This is a genomic window from Burkholderia sp. LK4, assembly GCF_001043615.1.
Classification (GTDB): Bacteria; Pseudomonadota; Gammaproteobacteria; order Burkholderiales; family Burkholderiaceae; genus Burkholderia; species Burkholderia cepacia.
The window spans coordinates 1-17,499 of record NZ_LDUL01000032.1 but is presented as its reverse complement, the minus strand read 5'-3'; the positions used below and the strand labels follow the sequence as shown (position 1 = coordinate 17,499).

General features: G+C 68.6%; 17 protein-coding genes. 7 read left to right on the top strand and 10 right to left on the bottom strand.

Annotated elements, in window-relative coordinates:
- Nucleotides 1-65 precede the first annotated feature (65 nt).
- Entirely contained in the window at nt 66-437 is a 372-nt protein-coding gene (locus VK92_RS16850) for a HigA family addiction module antitoxin (RefSeq protein WP_231600710.1), read from the top strand.
- Here the strand turns inward: VK92_RS16850 and lpxL are convergent.
- Nucleotides 380-1,264: a lauroyl acyltransferase LpxL gene (gene lpxL, locus VK92_RS16845; protein ID WP_021163506.1), complete on the bottom strand. Its 885-nt coding sequence runs from the start codon at nt 1,262-1,264 to the stop codon at nt 380-382. The two genes, VK92_RS16850 and lpxL, sit on opposite strands and share 58 nt — an antisense overlap.
- Before the next feature lie 265 nt (nt 1,265-1,529).
- Here lpxL and metK point away from each other — a divergent pair, with 265 nt between their 5' ends.
- Nucleotides 1,530-2,717, top strand: coding sequence for a methionine adenosyltransferase (gene metK / locus VK92_RS16840; protein ID WP_011353531.1), 1,188 nt, complete (start codon nt 1,530-1,532; stop codon nt 2,715-2,717).
- Between the two features lie 138 nt (nt 2,718-2,855).
- On the opposite strand, the gene VK92_RS16835 is transcribed toward metK, so the two are convergent.
- Nucleotides 2,856-3,197, bottom strand: coding sequence for a hypothetical protein (locus tag VK92_RS16835; protein ID WP_021163507.1), 342 nt, complete (start codon nt 3,195-3,197; stop codon nt 2,856-2,858).
- A gap of 352 nt (nt 3,198-3,549) precedes the next feature.
- On the opposite strand from VK92_RS16835, the gene VK92_RS16830 reads away from it, so the two are divergent.
- Nucleotides 3,550-4,323 (top strand): phytanoyl-CoA dioxygenase family protein, encoded by a 774-nt coding sequence (locus VK92_RS16830; protein ID WP_048025612.1) that lies wholly within the window; start codon nt 3,550-3,552, stop codon nt 4,321-4,323.
- A 149-nt stretch (nt 4,324-4,472) separates the two neighbouring features.
- Here VK92_RS16830 and VK92_RS16825 read toward each other — a convergent pair whose 3' ends face one another.
- On the bottom strand, nt 4,473-4,679 hold the full coding sequence (locus VK92_RS16825) for a DUF3185 family protein (protein ID WP_021163509.1): 207 nt from the start codon (nt 4,677-4,679) through the stop codon (nt 4,473-4,475).
- A gap of 191 nt (nt 4,680-4,870) precedes the next feature.
- Here VK92_RS16825 and mgrA point away from each other — a divergent pair, with 191 nt between their 5' ends.
- Nucleotides 4,871-5,914, top strand: coding sequence for an L-glyceraldehyde 3-phosphate reductase (gene mgrA / locus VK92_RS16820; protein WP_021163510.1), 1,044 nt, complete (start codon nt 4,871-4,873; stop codon nt 5,912-5,914).
- 109 nt (nt 5,915-6,023) lie between these two features.
- Here the strand turns inward: mgrA and VK92_RS16815 are convergent, their stop codons facing one another.
- Both VK92_RS16815 and VK92_RS16810 read right to left on the bottom strand, forming a co-directional pair.
- On the bottom strand, nt 6,024-6,209 hold the full coding sequence (locus VK92_RS16815; protein WP_011353526.1) for a hypothetical protein: 186 nt from the start codon (nt 6,207-6,209) through the stop codon (nt 6,024-6,026).
- Between the two features lie 407 nt (nt 6,210-6,616).
- Nucleotides 6,617-7,498: a DMT family transporter gene (locus tag VK92_RS16810; RefSeq protein ID WP_048025639.1), complete on the bottom strand. Its 882-nt coding sequence runs from the start codon at nt 7,496-7,498 to the stop codon at nt 6,617-6,619.
- Between the two features lie 814 nt (nt 7,499-8,312).
- Here VK92_RS16810 and VK92_RS16805 point away from each other — a divergent pair.
- Together VK92_RS16805 and VK92_RS16800 are read left to right on the top strand one after the other, a co-directional pair.
- The gene (locus tag VK92_RS16805) at nt 8,313-8,525 is read left to right on the top strand and encodes a hypothetical protein (protein WP_004198969.1); all 213 of its coding nucleotides are present in this window, start codon (nt 8,313-8,315) and stop codon (nt 8,523-8,525) included.
- A gap of 58 nt (nt 8,526-8,583) precedes the next feature.
- Nucleotides 8,584-9,606, top strand: coding sequence for a serine/threonine protein kinase (locus tag VK92_RS16800; protein ID WP_371748560.1), 1,023 nt, complete (start codon nt 8,584-8,586; stop codon nt 9,604-9,606).
- Between the two features lie 81 nt (nt 9,607-9,687).
- Here the strand turns inward: VK92_RS16800 and VK92_RS16795 are convergent, their stop codons facing one another.
- Nucleotides 9,688-11,130, bottom strand: a complete 1,443-nt coding sequence (locus VK92_RS16795; protein WP_048025610.1) for a coniferyl aldehyde dehydrogenase — start codon at nt 11,128-11,130, stop codon at nt 9,688-9,690.
- Between the two features lie 725 nt (nt 11,131-11,855).
- On the opposite strand from VK92_RS16795, the gene VK92_RS16790 reads away from it, so the two are divergent.
- On the top strand, nt 11,856-13,496 hold the full coding sequence (locus VK92_RS16790; protein ID WP_027788884.1) for a GMC family oxidoreductase: 1,641 nt from the start codon (nt 11,856-11,858) through the stop codon (nt 13,494-13,496).
- Between the two features lie 27 nt (nt 13,497-13,523).
- On the opposite strand, the gene VK92_RS16785 is transcribed toward VK92_RS16790, so the two are convergent.
- From VK92_RS16785 to fliH, 4 genes are all read right to left on the bottom strand, one after another.
- Nucleotides 13,524-14,870, bottom strand: coding sequence for a flagellar hook-length control protein FliK (locus tag VK92_RS16785; RefSeq protein ID WP_048025609.1), 1,347 nt, complete (start codon nt 14,868-14,870; stop codon nt 13,524-13,526).
- A gap of 30 nt (nt 14,871-14,900) precedes the next feature.
- A complete protein-coding gene (gene fliJ / locus VK92_RS16780; protein ID WP_021163734.1) occupies nt 14,901-15,359 on the bottom strand; it encodes a flagellar export protein FliJ in 459 nt (152 codons plus the stop codon).
- A gap of 5 nt (nt 15,360-15,364) precedes the next feature.
- Nucleotides 15,365-16,933: a flagellar protein export ATPase FliI gene (gene fliI, locus VK92_RS16775; protein WP_027788886.1), complete on the bottom strand. Its 1,569-nt coding sequence runs from the start codon at nt 16,931-16,933 to the stop codon at nt 15,365-15,367.
- Nucleotides 16,927-17,499, bottom strand: a 573-nt coding sequence (gene fliH / locus VK92_RS16770; protein ID WP_048468186.1) for a flagellar assembly protein FliH, incomplete at its 5' end; no start/stop codon positions are given. The genes fliI and fliH, both read right to left, overlap by 7 nt.

Here is a 17,499-nt window from a genome sequence, read left to right as displayed (position 1 = left end):
GCCACCCGGCGATTCGTATTGTTTCGCCATACGCCCTGTCAACCTCCAGCGAGCTCATTCAAGCCATGAACCGCATCTTCAATCCGCCCCATCCGGGCGACACGCTGCGCGACGACGTGCTGCCGGCGCTCGGCCTGACCGTCACCGAGGCCGCGTCGCAGCTGGGCGTGACGCGTGCCGCACTGTCGCGGATCCTGCACCGCCATGCCGGCATCTCGCCGGAAATGGCGCTGCGCCTCGAAGCGTGGCTCGGCGAGGAAAACGGGGGGCGGGCCGATCTGTGGCTCGCGCAGCAGGCGGCCCACGATCTGTGGCGGGCGCGCCGAAGGTGGCGAGGGCGCGCGCGTGACGGCCCGCCTGCGAACGTCTTCGGGCGGGGTCAGTACAGGCTCGGCTCGCCGGCCGGGCGCGTCTTGAAGCGCTTGTGGACCCAATAGTATTGCTCGGGCATCAGCGGGATCTGTTCCTCGAGGAATTCGTTCATCCGCCGCGCGTCGAGATCGTCGTCGCCCGTCGGGTAGTGATCCCACGGCTTGAATACCTTCAGGCGATAACCCTTGTAGTTCGGCAGCACTTCGCCGATGAACGGCACGACCTGCGCGCGGCCCGTCTTCGCGAGCCGGCCGACCGCCGTCAGCGTGCACGCGGGCACGCCGAAGAACGGGACGAACGTCGAATTGCGCAGCCCGTAATCCATGTCGGCGCCGAGCATCACCGGCTTGCGGTCGCGCAGCCAGCGCAGCACGACGCGCGCGCTGTCCGCGCGGCCGACCATCTCGGCGTCGAAACGCCCGCGCGCCTTCTTCGCCTCTTCCTCGAGCACGGCGTTCGAGAACGGCTGGTAGAGCGACCCGCAGCGGCGGTGGAGCGAACGGTTCAGCCAGATCGAGCCGGCTTCGATGCCGACGAAGTGCAGGCCGAGGAACAGCGTCGGCGGCAGGTCCGGATCGTCGAGGTCGACCGCGCTGTCGACCTGGATCAGCTTCGCGAGCTTTTTCTCCGAGCCGAACCACTGCACGCTGCGCTCGACGTAGCTGCGGATCGCATGGCGGAAATGCTGGCCTGCCACTTCCTCGCGGCGTGCGTCGCTCCAATCCGGGAAGCAGAGTTTCAGATTGGTGTGTACGATGCGTTTTCGCCGGCTGGGGATCTTGTAGAGCAGCCAGCCGAGACCATCGCCGAACCGTGCGGTCAGGCCGTACGGCAACAGGGCGAGCAGTTTCAGCAAGCCAATGGCGAGGTGCGTGCCTAGACGACCTAGCATGCGAAACCTCCGTGGGACCGGCTGGCCGGCGCGTTGCGAACAGGTAGGTGAGACAGCGGAAGATGCAGCACGGGCGGCGCTCTGTGACAATTCAGGAAAGCCGCTATAATACGGGCTTCGCCGAGTTAACTGACAACTTGCGGGGCGAAGCCGGTTGGCGTCATACGCGCTGCCCGGTCCTGGTAATCCGCTAAAGCGTCGCCGCTTCAGGCCCAACGAAGCTGGCTACGTGAAACCAACCGTAACCACACAGGAGCCTGAAAAAGTGGCAAACGATTATCTCTTCACGTCCGAATCCGTCTCCGAAGGCCATCCGGACAAGGTCGCGGACCAAATCTCGGACGCGATCCTCGACGCCATCCTCGAGCAAGACAAGTATTCCCGCGTCGCGGCGGAAACGCTGTGCAACACGGGTCTCGTCGTCCTGGCCGGTGAAATCACCACGACGGCCAACATCGACTACATCCAGATCGCGCGCGACACGATCAAGCGCATCGGCTACGACAACACCGACTACGGCATCGACTACAAGGGTTGCGCGGTGCTCGTCGCGTACGACAAGCAGTCGCCGGACATCGCCCAGGGCGTCGATCGTGCACACGACGACAACCTCGATCAGGGCGCGGGCGACCAGGGTCTGATGTTCGGTTACGCGTGCGATGAAACGCCGGAACTGATGCCGCTGCCGATCTACCTGTCGCACCGTCTCGTCGAGCGCCAGGCCAGCCTGCGCCGCGACGGCCGCCTGCAATGGCTGCGCCCGGACGCGAAGTCGCAGGTCACCGTCCGCTACGTCGACGGCAAGCCGCATTCGATCGACACCGTCGTGCTGTCGACGCAGCACGCACCGGACATCGAACTGCCCGCGCTGCGCGAAGCCGTGATTGAGGAAATCATCAAGCCGACGCTGCCGGCCGACCTGATCAAGGGCGACATCAAGTTCCTGGTGAACCCGACCGGCCGGTTCGTGATCGGCGGCCCGCAGGGCGATTGCGGCCTGACCGGCCGCAAGATCATCGTCGACACGTACGGCGGTGCCGCACCGCACGGCGGCGGCGCGTTCTCGGGCAAGGATCCGTCGAAGGTCGACCGTTCGGCTGCGTACGCAGGCCGCTACGTCGCGAAGAACATCGTCGCCGCCGGCCTCGCGTCGCGCGCGCTGATCCAGGTGTCGTACGCGATCGGCGTCGCCGAGCCGACCTCGGTGATGGTCAACACGTTCGGCACGGGCCGCGTGTCGGATGCGGTGATCACGAAGCTCGTGCGCGAGCATTTCGACCTGCGTCCGAAGGGCATCATCAAGATGCTCGACCTGCTGCGCCCGATCTACGAGAAGACGGCTGCTTACGGCCACTTCGGCCGCGAAGAGCCGGAATTCTCGTGGGAAGCGACCGACAAGGCGCTCGCACTGGCCGAAGCGGCCGGCGTCGAGCCGACGGCACGCGTCGCGTAAGCTTCGTTCGCCTGAAATGAAAAACCCCGGCTAGCCGGGGTTTTTTTATGGGTTCCGATCGTCGGGTCAATCGGACAAACGAACAAACGGACAATGGCGCGACGGCGATCGTCGCGCGCGGTGCCCGCCGGCGTGCGCTCAGCGCGCGCCGAACCCGAACCAGCCGTTGCTGGCCGCGAGGCGGCGCGGACGGTTGACGCGGCGTTGCGGCCCGAGCGTGCGGCGCAGCGCGAGCGCGCGCAGCGACGACGGTTTCTGCAGCAGGGAGCGCAGGCCGGCACGGCGCGAGAACGCCTGTGCACTCATCATCGAGAAAAATGCGTGGAACCACGCACGGATACCGTCCAGCCGGCTGTGTGCGGGCGTGCGCTCGGCCAGCGCCTGCGTGCGTGCGCGGTGATGGCGCAGCGAGCGGGCAGGAGCGGTCGGCACGACGCGCTTCGCAGCGCGGCTGAGACGGGAAGTCAGACGGAATGGCATGTGAACGATGCTTCGCTTGTATGGATGGCGCCCTGGAGAGCGCACTGGTATGAACGGCCTCGGATGACGCAACGGATCTTACTGAAACTCGCTGCGCGCCGCGCCCGCCAGAATTGACAGGCCGCGACAGGCTACAGGGGATTCATGACGGGCAAAAGTCGCGATAAACCCTTGTGCCACAAGGCGTGTGCCGCATACCGCCTGTCGGTGAGGCAGGTGCCGCGACGAACAGTTCCCTTGAGCCGGATCAAATCCGCGATTGGCATGCCCCTGCGTACGACAATGGTGCTGTTCGCGGCATCCGGCGCCGATTTACAATCGTCACATTCACACAATAAACGTCTGGCATCCCATGTCGTCTCCATTGCAGTCGGAATCGATCCGCGCGCAAGTCGCGGAATTGCGCGAGCGCGGCTTTGTCGTCGCGCGTGGCCTCGTCGGCGAAGCGCAGTGCGCGGCGCTCAGGCAGATCGCGGAGCGCCAGTTGCGGGAGGCGGCCGAGCCGATCGAGTTCGAGGCGGATCTGCGCTACCCGGGCGCGCCCGAGTCCAAGCATGCGCCGGGCGGGCATACGGTGCGGCGGCTGCTCGATGCGTATTCACGCGATCCGGCGTTCGCCGAGCGCGCGATCGCACCCGAAATCGGGGTGTGGATGCGCGAGTATTTCGGCGAAGAACCCGTGCTGTCGCGCGCGCATCACAACTGCATGATGACGAAGCATCCCGCGTACGGCAGCCTGACCGGCTGGCATCGCGATTTCCGCTACTGGTCGTTCGAGCGCCCGGACATGGTGTCGGTGTGGCTCGCGCTCGGGCCGGAAACGAACGAGAACGGCGCACTGTGGCTCGTGCCGGGGTCGCATACGGCCGAATTCGGGCCCGAAGCGTTCGACGATGCGAAGTTCTTCCGCAGCGACCTGCCGGCGAACCGGAAGATGATCGATGCGGCCACGTGCCCGTCGCTGCAGACGGGCGACGTGGTGTTCTTCCACTGCAACACGCTGCATTCGGCCGGACAGAACCGCTCCGACCAGGTGAAGTTCTCGCTCGTGTACACCTATCACGGCGCGAGCAACCGGCCGCTGCCCGGCACGCGCTCGGCGTCGAAACCGGAAGTGCAGTTCTAGGCTCGGACCGGACGGGCGGTGACACCACCGCGGTCACGCGATGCGGTGCATCGCCGGCGGATGAAGCAACGGGCGGCCTGGCCGCCCGTTTCGTTTGGCGCGGCCCGGTCGCACGACGCGGGCCGTGTGTGCATCGCGCGGCTGCGCGATCAGCGTTTGTTGCCCGGCATCGCGAGGCCGATCAGGCCGATGAACGATGCGACGGCGCCGCCCGCGATCAGCAGGATCGTCTTCGTCGCGGGCGAACCGGTGAAGAAGCGCGACACGTTGTCGTTGATCGAATGGAACGACTGGCCGCCGAAATACAGCAGCACGACGCCGCCGACGAGCAGTGCAACCGAGATGACCCGGGACATACCAACCTCGCTGAAACGGTGATTCGAGACGCCGCAGTGTAGGCGACGACCGCGGCCGCGTCCATCGCCGTGCCGCCGTGCGCGATCCGGCCGCTTTCGCTACCATAGTCGTCGTATGACTCCTTCGCCGTCGCCGCGCCGTGTGCACGGCAAGCGCGACCTTTCCCCCGATGTCCTGACGGAACAGACTCATGGCCTACGAAGCAGCTTCCGAACGTTATGCCGACATGCAATACCGCACCTGTGGCAAATCCGGGCTCAAACTGCCCGCGCTGTCGCTCGGCCTGTGGCACAACTTCGGCGACTCGACGCCGATCTCGACGCAGCGCGAAATCCTGCGTACGGCGTTCGACCTCGGCATCAACCACTTCGATCTCGCGAACAACTACGGGCCGCCGTACGGCAGTGCCGAAACCAACTTCGGCCGGCTGTTGAAGGAGGATTTCCGGCCGTATCGCGACGAGTTGCTGATCTCGACGAAGGCCGGCTGGGACATGTGGCCGGGGCCGTACGGCAGCGGCGGCGGGTCGCGCAAGTACGTGCTCGCGAGCCTCGACCAGAGCCTGCAGCGGATGGGGCTCGACTACGTCGACATCTTCTATTCGCACCGCTTCGACGCGCACACGCCGCTCGAGGAAACGGCGGGCGCGCTCGCGTCGGCCGTGCAGCAGGGCAAGGCGCTCTATATCGGCATTTCGTCGTATTCGGCGGCGAAGACGCGCGAGATGGCCGAGCTGCTCGCGCAGTACAAGGTGCCGCTGCTGATCCATCAGCCGTCGTACAACCTGCTGAATCGCTGGGTCGAAACCGAACTGCTCGGCACGCTCGACGAGATCGGCACGGGCAGCATCGCGTTCACGCCGCTCGCGCAGGGGCTGCTCACGTCGAAGTACCTGAACGGCGTGCCGGCCGACGCGCGCGTGAACAAGCCGGGCGGCGGCTCGCTGAAGCAGGATCACCTGAGCGCGGACAACCTCGAGCACGTGCGCAAGCTCAACGCGATCGCCGAGCGGCGCGGGCAGAGCCTTGCGCAGATGGCGCTCGCATGGGTGCTGCGCAACGGCCGCGTGACGTCCGCACTGATCGGCGCGAGCCGTGCGGAGCAGGTGCGTGAAAACGTCGGTGCGCTGAAGCACCTCGAATTCTCGGCGGAGGAACTCGCGGAGATCGATCGTTACGCGACGGAAGGCGGCATCAACCTGTGGGAAAAGCCGTCCACCGATCAAGCGATCTGACCGGCGGTCGATACGGCATGCGAAACATCGCATGTCGTATCAATGGCTCGCGTGCGCCTGTCGCATCGCTGCGGTGCAGCGATGCACGGCACGCACGGGTGGTGCGCCGCTAGATCAGCGCAGGCAGGCCTTCGACGAGCAATACCGCGACGCCGACGCCGAGGATGACGCCCAGTACGCGTAGCAGGTTGTGGCGGAATTCGGTTGCGCACGGCACCGCGCCGAGAAATAGCGCTCCGGCCAGCGCCATCGGAATCAACAGGATGAAGTCGCCGATCGTGAAGTAGGTTGTCATGCGTGTCTCCAGTGTCGGCCGGAGTTAGCGCTTCAGCGCTTACTCCGGCCCCATCCCCGTGGGATTTCGGCCGGAGTCGGCACCTCAGCGCTTACTCCGGCCCCATCCCTGTGGGATTTCGGCCGGAGTCGGCACGTCAGCTTTTACTCCGGCTCCATGCCGGGTGTTTCTAGTGTTGGTCGCGACCCGATTGCGAGCGGGCCGGTCAATTCGAGTATAGGCAACCGGCAGCGCTTTTCGCTATCCGAACCATTAAAAATCAGCGGAATGCCCGGCGTATCACGCATTTTTCCCGCAAGTCAGACGAACGCCTTGCGCACAACTTTCCCGTGCCTTTCGATTTCTGCGGATTCGTCGCATGTGTCCGGTGCGTGCCGCCGCACCCGCGGGCGCGGCGGCACGCCCGCTCATGCGCGGTCGGGTTGCACGCGGGTAGCCGGCGCGCGAAACACGAGCGCGAGCCCCGCGATGATCGCGCCCATGCCGCCGAGCGCGAGCGGCTCGGGCCGGTTGCCGAGCCACACGGCATCCATCAGCGTGGTGACGACGGGCACGAGATAGAACAGGCTCGTCACGTTGACGAGATCGCCGCGCTGCATCAACCGGTAGAACAGCAGTTGCGCGATCACCGAAATCACGATGCCGAGCCACAGCAGCGGGATCACGAATGCCCAGCTCATGTCGAACGACACCGGCCGGAACGGCACGATCGCCACGCACAGCGCGAGGCCGATCGCATTCTGCAACGGCAGCACGTCGGCGGGCGCCGCCCGTACGCGCTTTTGCAGCAGCGAGCCGGCGGTCAGCGCGGCGAGCGCGGTGAGCGCGCACGCGATGCCCGCGAGCGACAGGCCGCCATCGCCGACGCCGCGGCACACGACGAGCGCGAGGCCGGCGAGCGACAGCGCGAGCCCCGCGATGCGCACGGGCTGCCAGCGTCGCTCGACGAGCGCGAGCGTGAGGATCGGCTGCACGCCGAGGATCGTGGCGAGCACACCCGGCGCGATCCCGCGTTCGAGCGCGAGCAGGTAGAAGATCGAATAGCCGCCCATCATCAGCAAGCCGGTCAGCGCGGCCATGCGCCGTTCGCCGCGCGGCGGCAGCCAGCGTTTGCGCACGAAAGCCAGCCCGAGCAGCACGAGCGATGCGAGGGCGAAACGTGCGGTGAGAAAGACGAACGCGGATGCGTGACGCAGACCGAGTTCAGCGAAGATCGCGCCGCTGCTCCACAGCAGCACGAAGAGGGACGTCGCACCATGCGCGGCGAGCGCGCGTTTGAACGAAACCATGTGAATCCACCTGTCGAACGGATCGGAACGTTCCATTCGCGCGCGCAGCAGCGAGCCGTGCGTCACGACGCACGAATGCAAGCCTGCGGGCGAATGGAAGACGAAACGGAAGCCGGCTGGTCAGCCGGCGCGTGCCGCCGGAGGGGGCGGCGCGGCGCCGACGAGCGGCGGTGCGACAGGAGGAGGAAGAACCGACGGATGCGCGCACGCCTGCGGCCGCGAGTCGAACTGCGGCCGGGATTTTGCAAGGGCGGACGTGAGCGGATGCATCGGATTGGAATGCGCTGGAACGCGAATGAGCATCAAAGGTACCGCAAGGCCGGCATCGGACGCAACCACTGTCGGCGGCATCGCATGACGCAGCACGGCGCGCGGTGAAGCACGCGGCAATGCGGGCGGTGCGTGCGCAACCGTCGTCGTGCCGGTTGCGTTCGAGGTACGGGGAAGGCGATGACGGCGCGGCGTCGTTCGGCCACGGCGTTCGCGCGAAACTTCCCGGTGATGCGGCACCGGCCCGCGATGCGCGCGCGGCATGCGTCACGGGCGCGTCGCGGTGCCGACGCGGATTCGGCGGGCAGTCACATTCGACAGGGTATGATGGGGGTAACCGGGCGGGCAAGCGCCTGTCCGGCGCAGTGGTTGATTGGAGACATTCGACGAATTCGCGGCACTTCGCCTGCTTCTTCTTCTTTTCGCGCTTCGATAAACCGTGAACAATGGGATTACGCGCAACGCTCCGACGAGAGCGCGCGGATCGTGCATTTGCCGGCTCGTCACCGAGCCGGGTTTCAAGAGTCAAGAGTGGGGAACCATCATGCATGTCGGGTCGATTGTCTGCACTACCCATATCGCTGTGCCGAAGGGCGCACGCGGCATCGTCCAGCGCATCCTGGGCGACATGGCCATGGTGACCTGGTACGCGGGCGTACCGGGCGAGTCGAAGGAACTCAACACCGAGCCGTTCTTTCTCGAGGACCTGATCGACACCGGCGAATCCGTGCTGCCGGCCGGCGCGGCGCTTCACTGAGCGCATACGCCGCACCGGGCGCTCGTCTTTCGGCCCGGCTGGCGGCACAATGCGGGGCATGAAAGACGTCACTTCCGCTCCCGCTTCTCCTGCCGGCCCGCCGTTCGCCGGACTCACGCCCGAGTGCGTGCTCGACGCGCTCGACAGCGTGCTGATGCCGGCCGGCCTGCGCACCGACGGGCGCCTGCTCGCGCTCAACAGCTACGAAAACCGCGTGTATCAGGTGGGCATCGAAGACGGTCCGCCGGTCGTCGCGAAGTTCTACCGTCCGGCCCGCTGGTCGGACGAAGCGATCCTCGAAGAGCACGCGTTCGTCGCCGAGCTCGCCGCGCGCGAGATTCCGGCGGTGCCCGCGCGCGCATTCGACGGCCGCACGCTGCACGCGTTCGACGGTTTCCGCTTCTCGATCTTCGAGCGACGCGGCGGACGCGCGCCTGACCTCGACCGCAGCGACACGCTCGAATGGCTCGGCCGCTTCATCGGCCGGATCCATGCGGTCGGCGCGACGCAGCCGTATGTCGCGCGTCCCGTGCTCGATATCGGTACGTTCGGCTATGAGCCCCGCGACTACCTGCTCGCGCACGATTTCATTCCGGACGATGTGCGGCCCGCGTACGAGACCGCCGTGACGCTCGCGCTCGAAGGCGTCGAGGCCGCGTTCGAGCGGGCGGGCGAGATCCGCCTGCTGCGCACGCACGGCGACTGTCATCCGAGCAACGTGCTGTGGACCGATGCCGGCCCGCACTTCGTCGACTTCGACGACAGCCGGATGGCGCCCGCGATCCAGGATCTGTGGCTGCTGTTGCCGGGCGATCGCGAAGGCGCGTCGCGTGCGCTCGCGGACCTGCTGGCCGGCTACGAGGATTTCTGCGAATTCGAGCCGCGCGAGTTGCATCTCGTCGAAGCGCTGCGCACGTTGCGGCTGATCCACTACGCGGCATGGCTCGCGCGGCGCTGGGACGATCCCGCCTTTCCCGCCGCGTTCCCGTGGTTCAACACGCACCGCTACTGGGAAGCTCGCGTGCTCGAGTTGCGCGAGCAGATCGGCGCGATGCAGGAAGGGCCGCTCTGGCCCGTATGACGGCACGCGCGGCACCGGCGCCGCGCGGCCTGTCGGGGCGGCCCGCGGCGCGATGCGCGCGGCCCGTTCGATCCCTTCCGTTCAGAACTTCATCATCAGCTTGATCAGCGCGGCGAAGCGCTTGCCGTAAGGCGGCGCGAGCAGGTTGCGCGCGTTCAGGCGCGCCTGCGTGAGTACCGGCTTCATCTTCGAGAACGTCACGAAGCCGTCGTAGCCGTGATACGCGCCCATGCCGCTCGCACCGACCCCGCCGAACGGCAGGCTGCCGCACGCGATGTGCATCAGCGTTTCGTTGATCGACACGCCGCCCGAGATCGTTTCGCGCATCACGCGGTCGATCGTGCCGCCGTCCTCGTCGAACAGGTAGAGCGCGAGCGGACGCGGGCGCGCATTCACGTATGCGATCGCTTCGTCGAGCCGCTCGTACGGCACGAGCGGCAGCAGCGGCCCGAAGATTTCCTCCTGCATCAGCTGCGACGCGGCCGGCACCTGCGTGATCGCGCACGGCACGAAGCGGCGCGATGCAGGATCGGATGGCGCGTCGGACAGCGGATGCAGCTGCGCGCCGGCCGCCTGCGCGTCGCTGGCGAGCTGCTGCAGCCGGGCGTAGTGGCGCGGCGACACGATCGTCGTGTAGTCGCCGTTGGCCGACAGGTCGGGGTACATCTTCGCGAACCGTGCCCGCGCGCGCTCGATGAACGCGGCTTCCATCCCGCGCGGCAGCAGCACGTAGTCGGGCGCGATGCAGGTTTGGCCCGCGTTCAGCGTCTTGCCCGCGACGATCGCGTCGACCGCCGCATCGAAGCGCGCGTTCGGCCCGACGATGGCCGGCGACTTGCCGCCGAGTTCGAGCGTGACGGGCGTGAGGTTGTCGGCGGCCGCGCGCATCACGTGGCGGCCGACGTGCGTCGAACCGGTGAACAGCAGATGATCGAACGGCAAGCCGCTGAACGCGGCGCCCACTTCAGCGTCGCCGTTCACGACCGCGACGTGGTCGCGCGTGAAGGTCTTCGCAATGAGCTGCTCGAACAGCGCCGACGTGCGCGGCGTCAGTTCGGACATCTTGATGATCGCGCGGTTGCCGGCCGCAAGCGCGCAGATCAGCGGGCCGGCCGCGAGCAGCACCGGGTAGTTCCACGGTACGACGATGCCGACCACGCCGAGAGGCTGCGGAATCACCTTCGCGCGCGCCGGGCGCAGCCACTTGTTCATCGGCTTGCGGATCGGTTTCATCCAGCGCTTGCCGTGCTTGAGCGCGTCGTCGATCTCTTCCTTCGCCATCCAGATTTCCGACAGCAGCACTTCCTGCTTCGCGCGATGACCGAAATCGGCGCTGATTGCCTCGGCGAGTGCGTCCGCGTGGTCGATCAGCATCGTGCGCAGCGCGCGCAAGTGCTGCACGCGCGTTTCCCAAGCCGGGTACGGTGCGCGCAGGTAGGCCGCGCGCTGGTCGCGCAGCAGCGACGTCAGTGCATCGACCGACGGCAGCGCTTGCGGGGCCAGTTCGGGCAGGTCGTTCTTCATGTCGTCTCCTCCAGTTGGGCCTGGCTGGTCGGCCGGCCGTCACGCCGCACGCGCACGCTCGGCGAGCGCGGCGACGCGGATCGGGGTGGTGCGTGTCGCGCGGCGCGGGGCCGGATGCGACGTGTGCTCGAAAACCGGTTCATGCGTGCAGCGGGCGTCGCATCCACGCGACGGTATGTGCATCCGGAAACCGTGTTGCGGCGCGTGGGCATGCAGTGCGATGCAACCGTTGCCGGGCGCGCGACGCCGCGGCCCGACCGCCCGCCTGCACACCGAAGCGGGGCGGCGCGACGGGGCCGTCCAACCATGCCGCGGCGCATCGGGCCGCCGTGGCGACAAACCGTCCAAACGGTCGGCGACGACGCGTGCCGTTCGATTTCGATCGACTGCGCGCATGACGCGGGGCATCTCCGCGCGGGCAGCCGTTTGAAATGAAATGCGGGCTGCGCGCATCGCATCCGGACAACCCGGTCGGCACGCGGCCTGCAGAACCTGGCGCTGCATCGTCGTCTCTCCCGTTTCGCGACGGATCGGCTTCTCGTGGCCGGCGCGTCGCGCAAAGCGATTCGATACATCTTAAATTTAGTTCACGCGAGCGTTTAGAGGAATCGCTCTTGAATCCGCGCGCCGCGCGCACGGTGGCGATTCCTACAATGCCCGAACACTACAAAGACGTGGTCGCGCGGCGGTGCCGGGCGCCTTCCATGAGACGACGGAGACGTGACATGCAATACGACTACATCATCGTAGGCGGCGGGTCGGGCGGGTCGAGCCTGGCAGGCCGTCTCGCCGATGCCTGCCCTGATGCGACGATCGCGCTGATCGAGGCCGGCTCGCATACGGAGCGCAACCTGCTCGTCAACATGCCGGTCGGCATCGCGGCGCTGGTACCGTTCAAGCTCGGCACGAACTACGGCTACGAGACGGTGCCGCAGCCGGGCCTCGGCGGGCGGCGCGGCTACCAGCCGCGCGGGCGCGGGATGGGCGGCTCGAGCGCGATCAACGCGATGATCTACACGCGCGGCCACCCGGGCGACTACGACGAATGGGCGCAGCTCGGCGCGACGGGCTGGGGCTGGCAGGACGTGCTGCCGTATTTCCGGCGCGCGGAAGGCAACGAACGTGGCGCCGATGCGTGGCACGGCGCGGACGGCCCGCTGTCGGTGTCGGATCTGCGCTTTCGCAATCCGTTCTCCGAACGATTCATCCAGGCCGCGCATGCGGCCGGTTATCCGCTGAACGACGACTTCAACGGCGCGACGCAGGAAGGCGTCGGCTTCTATCAGGTCACGCACCGCGACGGCTCGCGCTGCAGCGTCGCGCGTGCGTATATCTACGGCCGCAACCGGCCGAACCTGCACGTGATCACCGATGCGACGGTGCTGCGCGTCACGTTCGACGGCAAGCGCGCGGCCGGCGTCGCGGTCGCGCGCAACGGGCGCGTCGAGACGCTCGACGCGCGCGCGGAAGTGATCCTGTCGGCCGGCGCGTTCAATTCGCCGCAACTGCTGATGTGCTCGGGAATCGGCCCGGCCGAGCAACTGCGCCGGCACGGAATCGCGGTCGTGCAGGATGCGCCGGACGTCGGCACGAACCTGATCGACCACATCGACTTCATCATCAACACGCGCGTGAATTCGTCGGAACTGGTCGGCGTGTGCCTGCGCGGGATCGCGAAGATGACGCCCGCGCTCGCGCGCTATTTCTCGAGCCGCACCGGGATGATGACGAGCAACGTCGCGGAGGCCGGCGGCTTCATCAAGAGCGATCCGTCGCTCGAGCGCCCCGACCTGCAGCTGCATTTCTGCACGGCGCTCGTGGACGACCACAACCGCAAGATGCACTGGGGCTTCGGCTATTCGCTGCACGTGTGTGCGCTGCGGCCGTTCAGCCGCGGCACGGTGACGCTCGCGACCGGCGATGCGCGTGACGCACCGCTGATCGATCCGCGCTTCTTCAGCGATTCGCGCGATCTCGACCTGCTCGTGCGGGGCACGCAGGCGATGCGCAGGATCCTGTCGCAGGCGCCGCTCGCGTCGCAGGGCGGGCGCGAGCTGTACACGCGGGCGGACCAGAGCGAAGCGGAGCTGCGCAAGACGATCGTCGAGCATGCCGACACGATCTACCACCCGGTCGGCACCTGCCGGATGGGGTCGGACGCGCACGCGGTCGTCGATCCGCAACTGCGCGTGCGCGGCGTCGAAGGATTGCGCGTGGTGGACGCGTCGGTGATGCCGACGCTGGTCGGCGGGAACACGAATGCGCCGTCGGTGATGATCGGCGAACGCGCGGCGGACTTCATCGTCGCGGCGCGCAAGGGCGGTGTGTCGCGCGGCGAGGCGGCTGCCGCGGTGCACGGCCGCTGAGCGGCGCGCGCACGCGGGCAGTCATGCTCAGGCAAACGTATCGACGAGGCCGGCGCGGCTCACGCTCGCGGCGACCGGTGCGGATTGCGCAGCGTCGACCGGTGCATCGACGGCTGACGATCCGCCGCTCCCGCGCCGCGACGACTGCCCGCCGGCGAAGGACGATTGCGGGTTCTGCTGCTGCGAAGCGAAGCCGCCGTCGCTGACGGTCGCGCTGCCCAGGCCGAGCCCGCCCGACTCCATCGCTTCGCGCAGCTTCGGCAGCGCGGCTTCGACCGCGTCGCGCACCTGCGCGTGCTGCGACACGAACAGCGCGTGCGCGTGATTGTCCGCGACACGCAGCACGACCTGCAGCGGCCCGAGATCGGGCGGGTTGAGCGTCAGCTCGGCGCTCTGCTGGTGCGCATTCGACAGGAACACGACCTTCTGGCTCAGCGCGTCCGTCCAGTCCGGGGTGCCGACGTGCGGGGCGAGCACGTGCGCGTTCGCCGCGGCGATCGCGCCCGCGGCCGGCGACAACTGCAGGTTCGCCTGTGTCGCGGCGGCCGCCGTTGCACCGGCCGCGAGCGTCGCGCTGGCGGCCGGATCCGTCGCGTCGCCGGCTGCCGCGAGCGCGTGTTGCTCGCCCGACTGCGCGTTCGCGTTGGCCTGCAGCGCCTGCGCGGTGGCCTGCGCCGGCGTTTGCTGGGTCGCGAGCGCCCCCTTCGCGTCGGCGAGGGTGCGGTCGAAGGTCGGGACCTTCGGTGTCAGCGGTGCGGTGGCGCCGGCCGATGCGGTCGATGCCTGTGCCGACGCGGTTGCGCCGGCCGCGGGTATCGCGATCGCGCCGGAGCCGCCCGTCAGCCTGTCGAGCGCGGTCTGCAGCGCATCGCGGCCCGACGCGGTCGCGGCCGGCTGGGCGGCCGCGGCGGCGTCCGTGGCCGCGTGATCCGCCAGCGTGGCCGTGGCGTCGGGCTGGCCGGACACGGCCGCCTTTTGTGCCGCGGCGGCGGCGGCAGCCGGATCGACCGGCGCCGCGTTGTCCATGCGCGCCTGCAGTTGCGCCTGCACGGCCGCGGCGGCCGCGAGCGCGGCGGCGTCGGGGTTGGCGGCGGCGTTCGTGGTCGTATCGTCGGTTGCGTCGTCGTCATCGGTCGCGGACGGCTTCGTGCCGGCGGCCGGCTTCGACGAAGCCTGTTTCGTCGAAGCATCCGGCACGCCGGCATTCGACGAATCGCGACGCGTGACGACGCTTTGCTTCAGCGTCTGCGCGAACGGCACGGCGGCCGTGGCATCGTTGCCGGCGGCGGTGCCGGACGAGCCCGAGCCGCGGGCGGCCTGGATTGCGGTGCCGGCGGTGTCGAGCAGCGCGCCGAGCAGGGGCAGGGGAGGCATGACGTTCTCTCGTTCGAATGCGGTGGTCGGTTACGACGAACGGGCCGCGTCGGCCCGCATGCGCAGGATCTTCGCGGCGTGTTCGTCGGCATCGCGCTGCTCGCGCCGGGCTTCGCGCTTCGCTTCCTGCGCGACGCCGCGCGCCTGCAGGATTTCATACGAGCCGACGGTGCGTTTCTTCTGTTGCCAGTTCGGGCGTGCTTCGTCGATACGGACTTCGGCCGCGGCCAGCACGCTGCGCTGCTGCGCGATCGCGGCGTCGAGCGTGTCGATGAACGCCTGGAAATTGCGCCAGTTGCCGGCCGGCATCCCGTGCTGGGCGGATTGCGAGAAGCGCGCGTGATATTCGTCGCGGTAGCGCAGCAGCGCGTCGAGCTGCTCGGCGGCCGCGGTGCGGTCGCGCTGCGCGGTGCCGAGCTGCTTCGCGGCCGAGTCGAGGTCGTCCTGCGCGCGGTCGAGCAGCAACTGAAGGGGAAAGCCGTGAGCCATCTGGATCAGCCTCCGTAAGCGTCGAACAGTGCATCGAGCCCGGCGAGGCTCGACGCGAACGGCGCGCATTCGCGAAAGCCCTGCTGCAGGAACGCCTCGATGCGCGGATAGAGCGCGATCGCGCGGTCGAGCTGCGCGTCGCGGCCGGGCGCGTACGCGCCGACCGCGATCAGGTCGCGATTGCGCTGGTAGCGCGACAGCATCTGCTTGAACTGCCGGACGTGGTCGAGATGCGTTTCGTCGATCAGCGCGGTCATCGCGCGGCTGATCGACGCCTCGATGTCGATCGCCGGATAGTGGCCGGCCTCGGCAAGCGCACGCGACAGCACGACGTGGCCGTCGAGGATCGCGCGCGCCGAATCGGCGATCGGGTCCTGCTGGTCGTCGCCTTCGGTCAGCACCGTGTAGAACGCGGTGATCGAGCCGCCGCCCTCCGGCCCGTTGCCGGTGCGCTCGACGAGCGCCGGCAGCTTCGCGAACACCGACGGCGGGTAACCCTTGGTCGCGGGCGGCTCGCCGATCGCGAGCGCGATCTCGCGCTGCGCCATCGCGTAGCGCGTCAGCGAATCCATCAGCAGCAGCACGTGCTTGCCCTGGTCGCGGAAATACTCGGCGAGCGACGTCGCATAGGCCGCGCCCTGCATCCGCAGCAGCGGCGATACGTCGGCCGGCGCCGCGACGACGACCGAGCGTGCGAGCCCGTCCTCGCCGAGGATCTGTTCGATGAACTCCTTCACTTCGCGGCCGCGTTCGCCGATCAGCCCGATCACGATCACTTCCGCGCTCGTGTAGCGCGCCATCGTGCCGAGCAGCACCGACTTGCCGACGCCGGAGCCGGCGAACAGGCCCATCCGCTGGCCGCGGCCGACGGTGAGCAGCGCGTTGATCGCACGCACGCCGACGTCGAGCACGTGGTGGATCGGTTCGCGCTCGAGCGGGTTGATCGACGGCGCCGACAGCGGCGCGTCGACCTTCGACGCGAGCGGGCCGAGGCCGTCGAGCGGGCGGCCCGACGCGTCGACGACGCGCCCGAGCATCTCCCAGCCGACCGGCAAACGCTTCGCGCCCGCGAGCGGATCGGCCACCGGCGCGGTTTCGCGGGGCCAGACGCGCGCACCGGGCAGCACGCCGGCGACGTCGGTGGTCGGCATCAGGAACAGGCGGTCGCCGGCGAAGCCGACGACTTCCGCTTCCGCGTGCGGCAGCGTGCTGCCGGGCGGCAGTTCGATCGTGCATTCGGCGCCGACCGACAGGCGCAGCCCGATCGCCTCGAGCACGAGGCCGGCCGCGCGCGTCAGGCGACCGCACGGGCGCAGCGGCAGCGCGCGGTGGCTGCGCGCGGCGAGGCCGTTCAGGTGCGTGCGCCAGTGCGCGAGATGCGGGTTGTGCGGCGCGCGCGGCGCGTGCCCGGCGGGCGGCGTGGCGCCGGAAGCGTCGGCCGCTGCGGCGGCGCCGTGCGGGTGTGCGTCATGAGTGTCGTGTGCGGCGTCGGGGCCGAACGACGCGAGCGCGAGCTCGCGTTCGAGCGGCGTCAGGCCGTCGTGCGCGAGCGCTTCGGGCGGCCGCGTCACCACGTGCTCACCTTGCCGATCGCGGCGGCGACGCGCTGCCAGCGCGTGGGCAGCGTCGCGTCGACCTCGCCGGTCGCGGCGTGCGCGCGGCAGCCGCCGCGCTCGATCGACGCGTCGGTGCGCACGTTCCAGCCGAGCGCATCGAGATCGTCCTGCAGATAGGCTTCGACGACGGGCAGGTCGGCCGGATTCACCGCGAGATGCGGCGCGCCGGACAGCGCTGGTTCGGCCGCGAGCACGTCGCGCACGGCCGCGACGAGCGCGGCCGGGTCGTGCTTCACGTGCTGGCGCACGACCTGTTGCGCGATGTCGAGCGCGAGCTGCGCGATGTCGGCGGCCAGATCGTGCTCGACGCTCGATACGGCCTCGCGGAACGACGCGGCGAGCGCCGCGAGCTGCGCGGCCTGTTCGCGCGCGTCGGCCTGGCCGGCTTCGAACCCCTGTGCGCGGCCCTGCTCGAAACCGGCCTGGTAGCCGAGCGCCTGGCCTTCGACGTGGCCGGCCGCATGGCCTTCGGCGTGCGCGGCGTCGCGCACGCGCTGCAGGTCCTCGGCGAGCGCGGCGGCGGC

What these genes read in the sequence shown, in the direction of transcription:
- VK92_RS16850 (WP_231600710.1), top strand. Translation starts at nt 66, where the DNA reads ATGAACCGCATCTTCAATCCGCCCCATCCGGGCGACACGCTGCGCGAC.
- VK92_RS16800 (WP_371748560.1), top strand. Translation starts at nt 8,584, where the DNA reads ATGAAAGACGTCACTTCCGCTCCCGCTTCTCCTGCCGGCCCGCCGTTC.
- VK92_RS16805 (WP_004198969.1), top strand. Translation starts at nt 8,313, where the DNA reads ATGCATGTCGGGTCGATTGTCTGCACTACCCATATCGCTGTGCCGAAG.
- VK92_RS16795 (WP_048025610.1), bottom strand. Translation starts at nt 11,130, where the DNA reads ATGAAGAACGACCTGCCCGAACTGGCCCCGCAAGCGCTGCCGTCGGTC.
- VK92_RS16835 (WP_021163507.1), bottom strand. Translation starts at nt 3,197, where the DNA reads ATGCCATTCCGTCTGACTTCCCGTCTCAGCCGCGCTGCGAAGCGCGTC.
- VK92_RS16825 (WP_021163509.1), bottom strand. Translation starts at nt 4,679, where the DNA reads ATGTCCCGGGTCATCTCGGTTGCACTGCTCGTCGGCGGCGTCGTGCTG.
- lpxL (WP_021163506.1), bottom strand. Translation starts at nt 1,264, where the DNA reads ATGCTAGGTCGTCTAGGCACGCACCTCGCCATTGGCTTGCTGAAACTG.
- VK92_RS16810 (WP_048025639.1), bottom strand. Translation starts at nt 7,498, where the DNA reads ATGGTTTCGTTCAAACGCGCGCTCGCCGCGCATGGTGCGACGTCCCTC.
- VK92_RS16785 (WP_048025609.1), bottom strand. Translation starts at nt 14,870, where the DNA reads ATGCCTCCCCTGCCCCTGCTCGGCGCGCTGCTCGACACCGCCGGCACC.
- mgrA (WP_021163510.1), top strand. Translation starts at nt 4,871, where the DNA reads ATGGCCTACGAAGCAGCTTCCGAACGTTATGCCGACATGCAATACCGC.
- fliJ (WP_021163734.1), bottom strand. Translation starts at nt 15,359, where the DNA reads ATGGCTCACGGCTTTCCCCTTCAGTTGCTGCTCGACCGCGCGCAGGAC.
- VK92_RS16815 (WP_011353526.1), bottom strand. Translation starts at nt 6,209, where the DNA reads ATGACAACCTACTTCACGATCGGCGACTTCATCCTGTTGATTCCGATG.
- VK92_RS16830 (WP_048025612.1), top strand. Translation starts at nt 3,550, where the DNA reads ATGTCGTCTCCATTGCAGTCGGAATCGATCCGCGCGCAAGTCGCGGAA.
- VK92_RS16790 (WP_027788884.1), top strand. Translation starts at nt 11,856, where the DNA reads ATGCAATACGACTACATCATCGTAGGCGGCGGGTCGGGCGGGTCGAGC.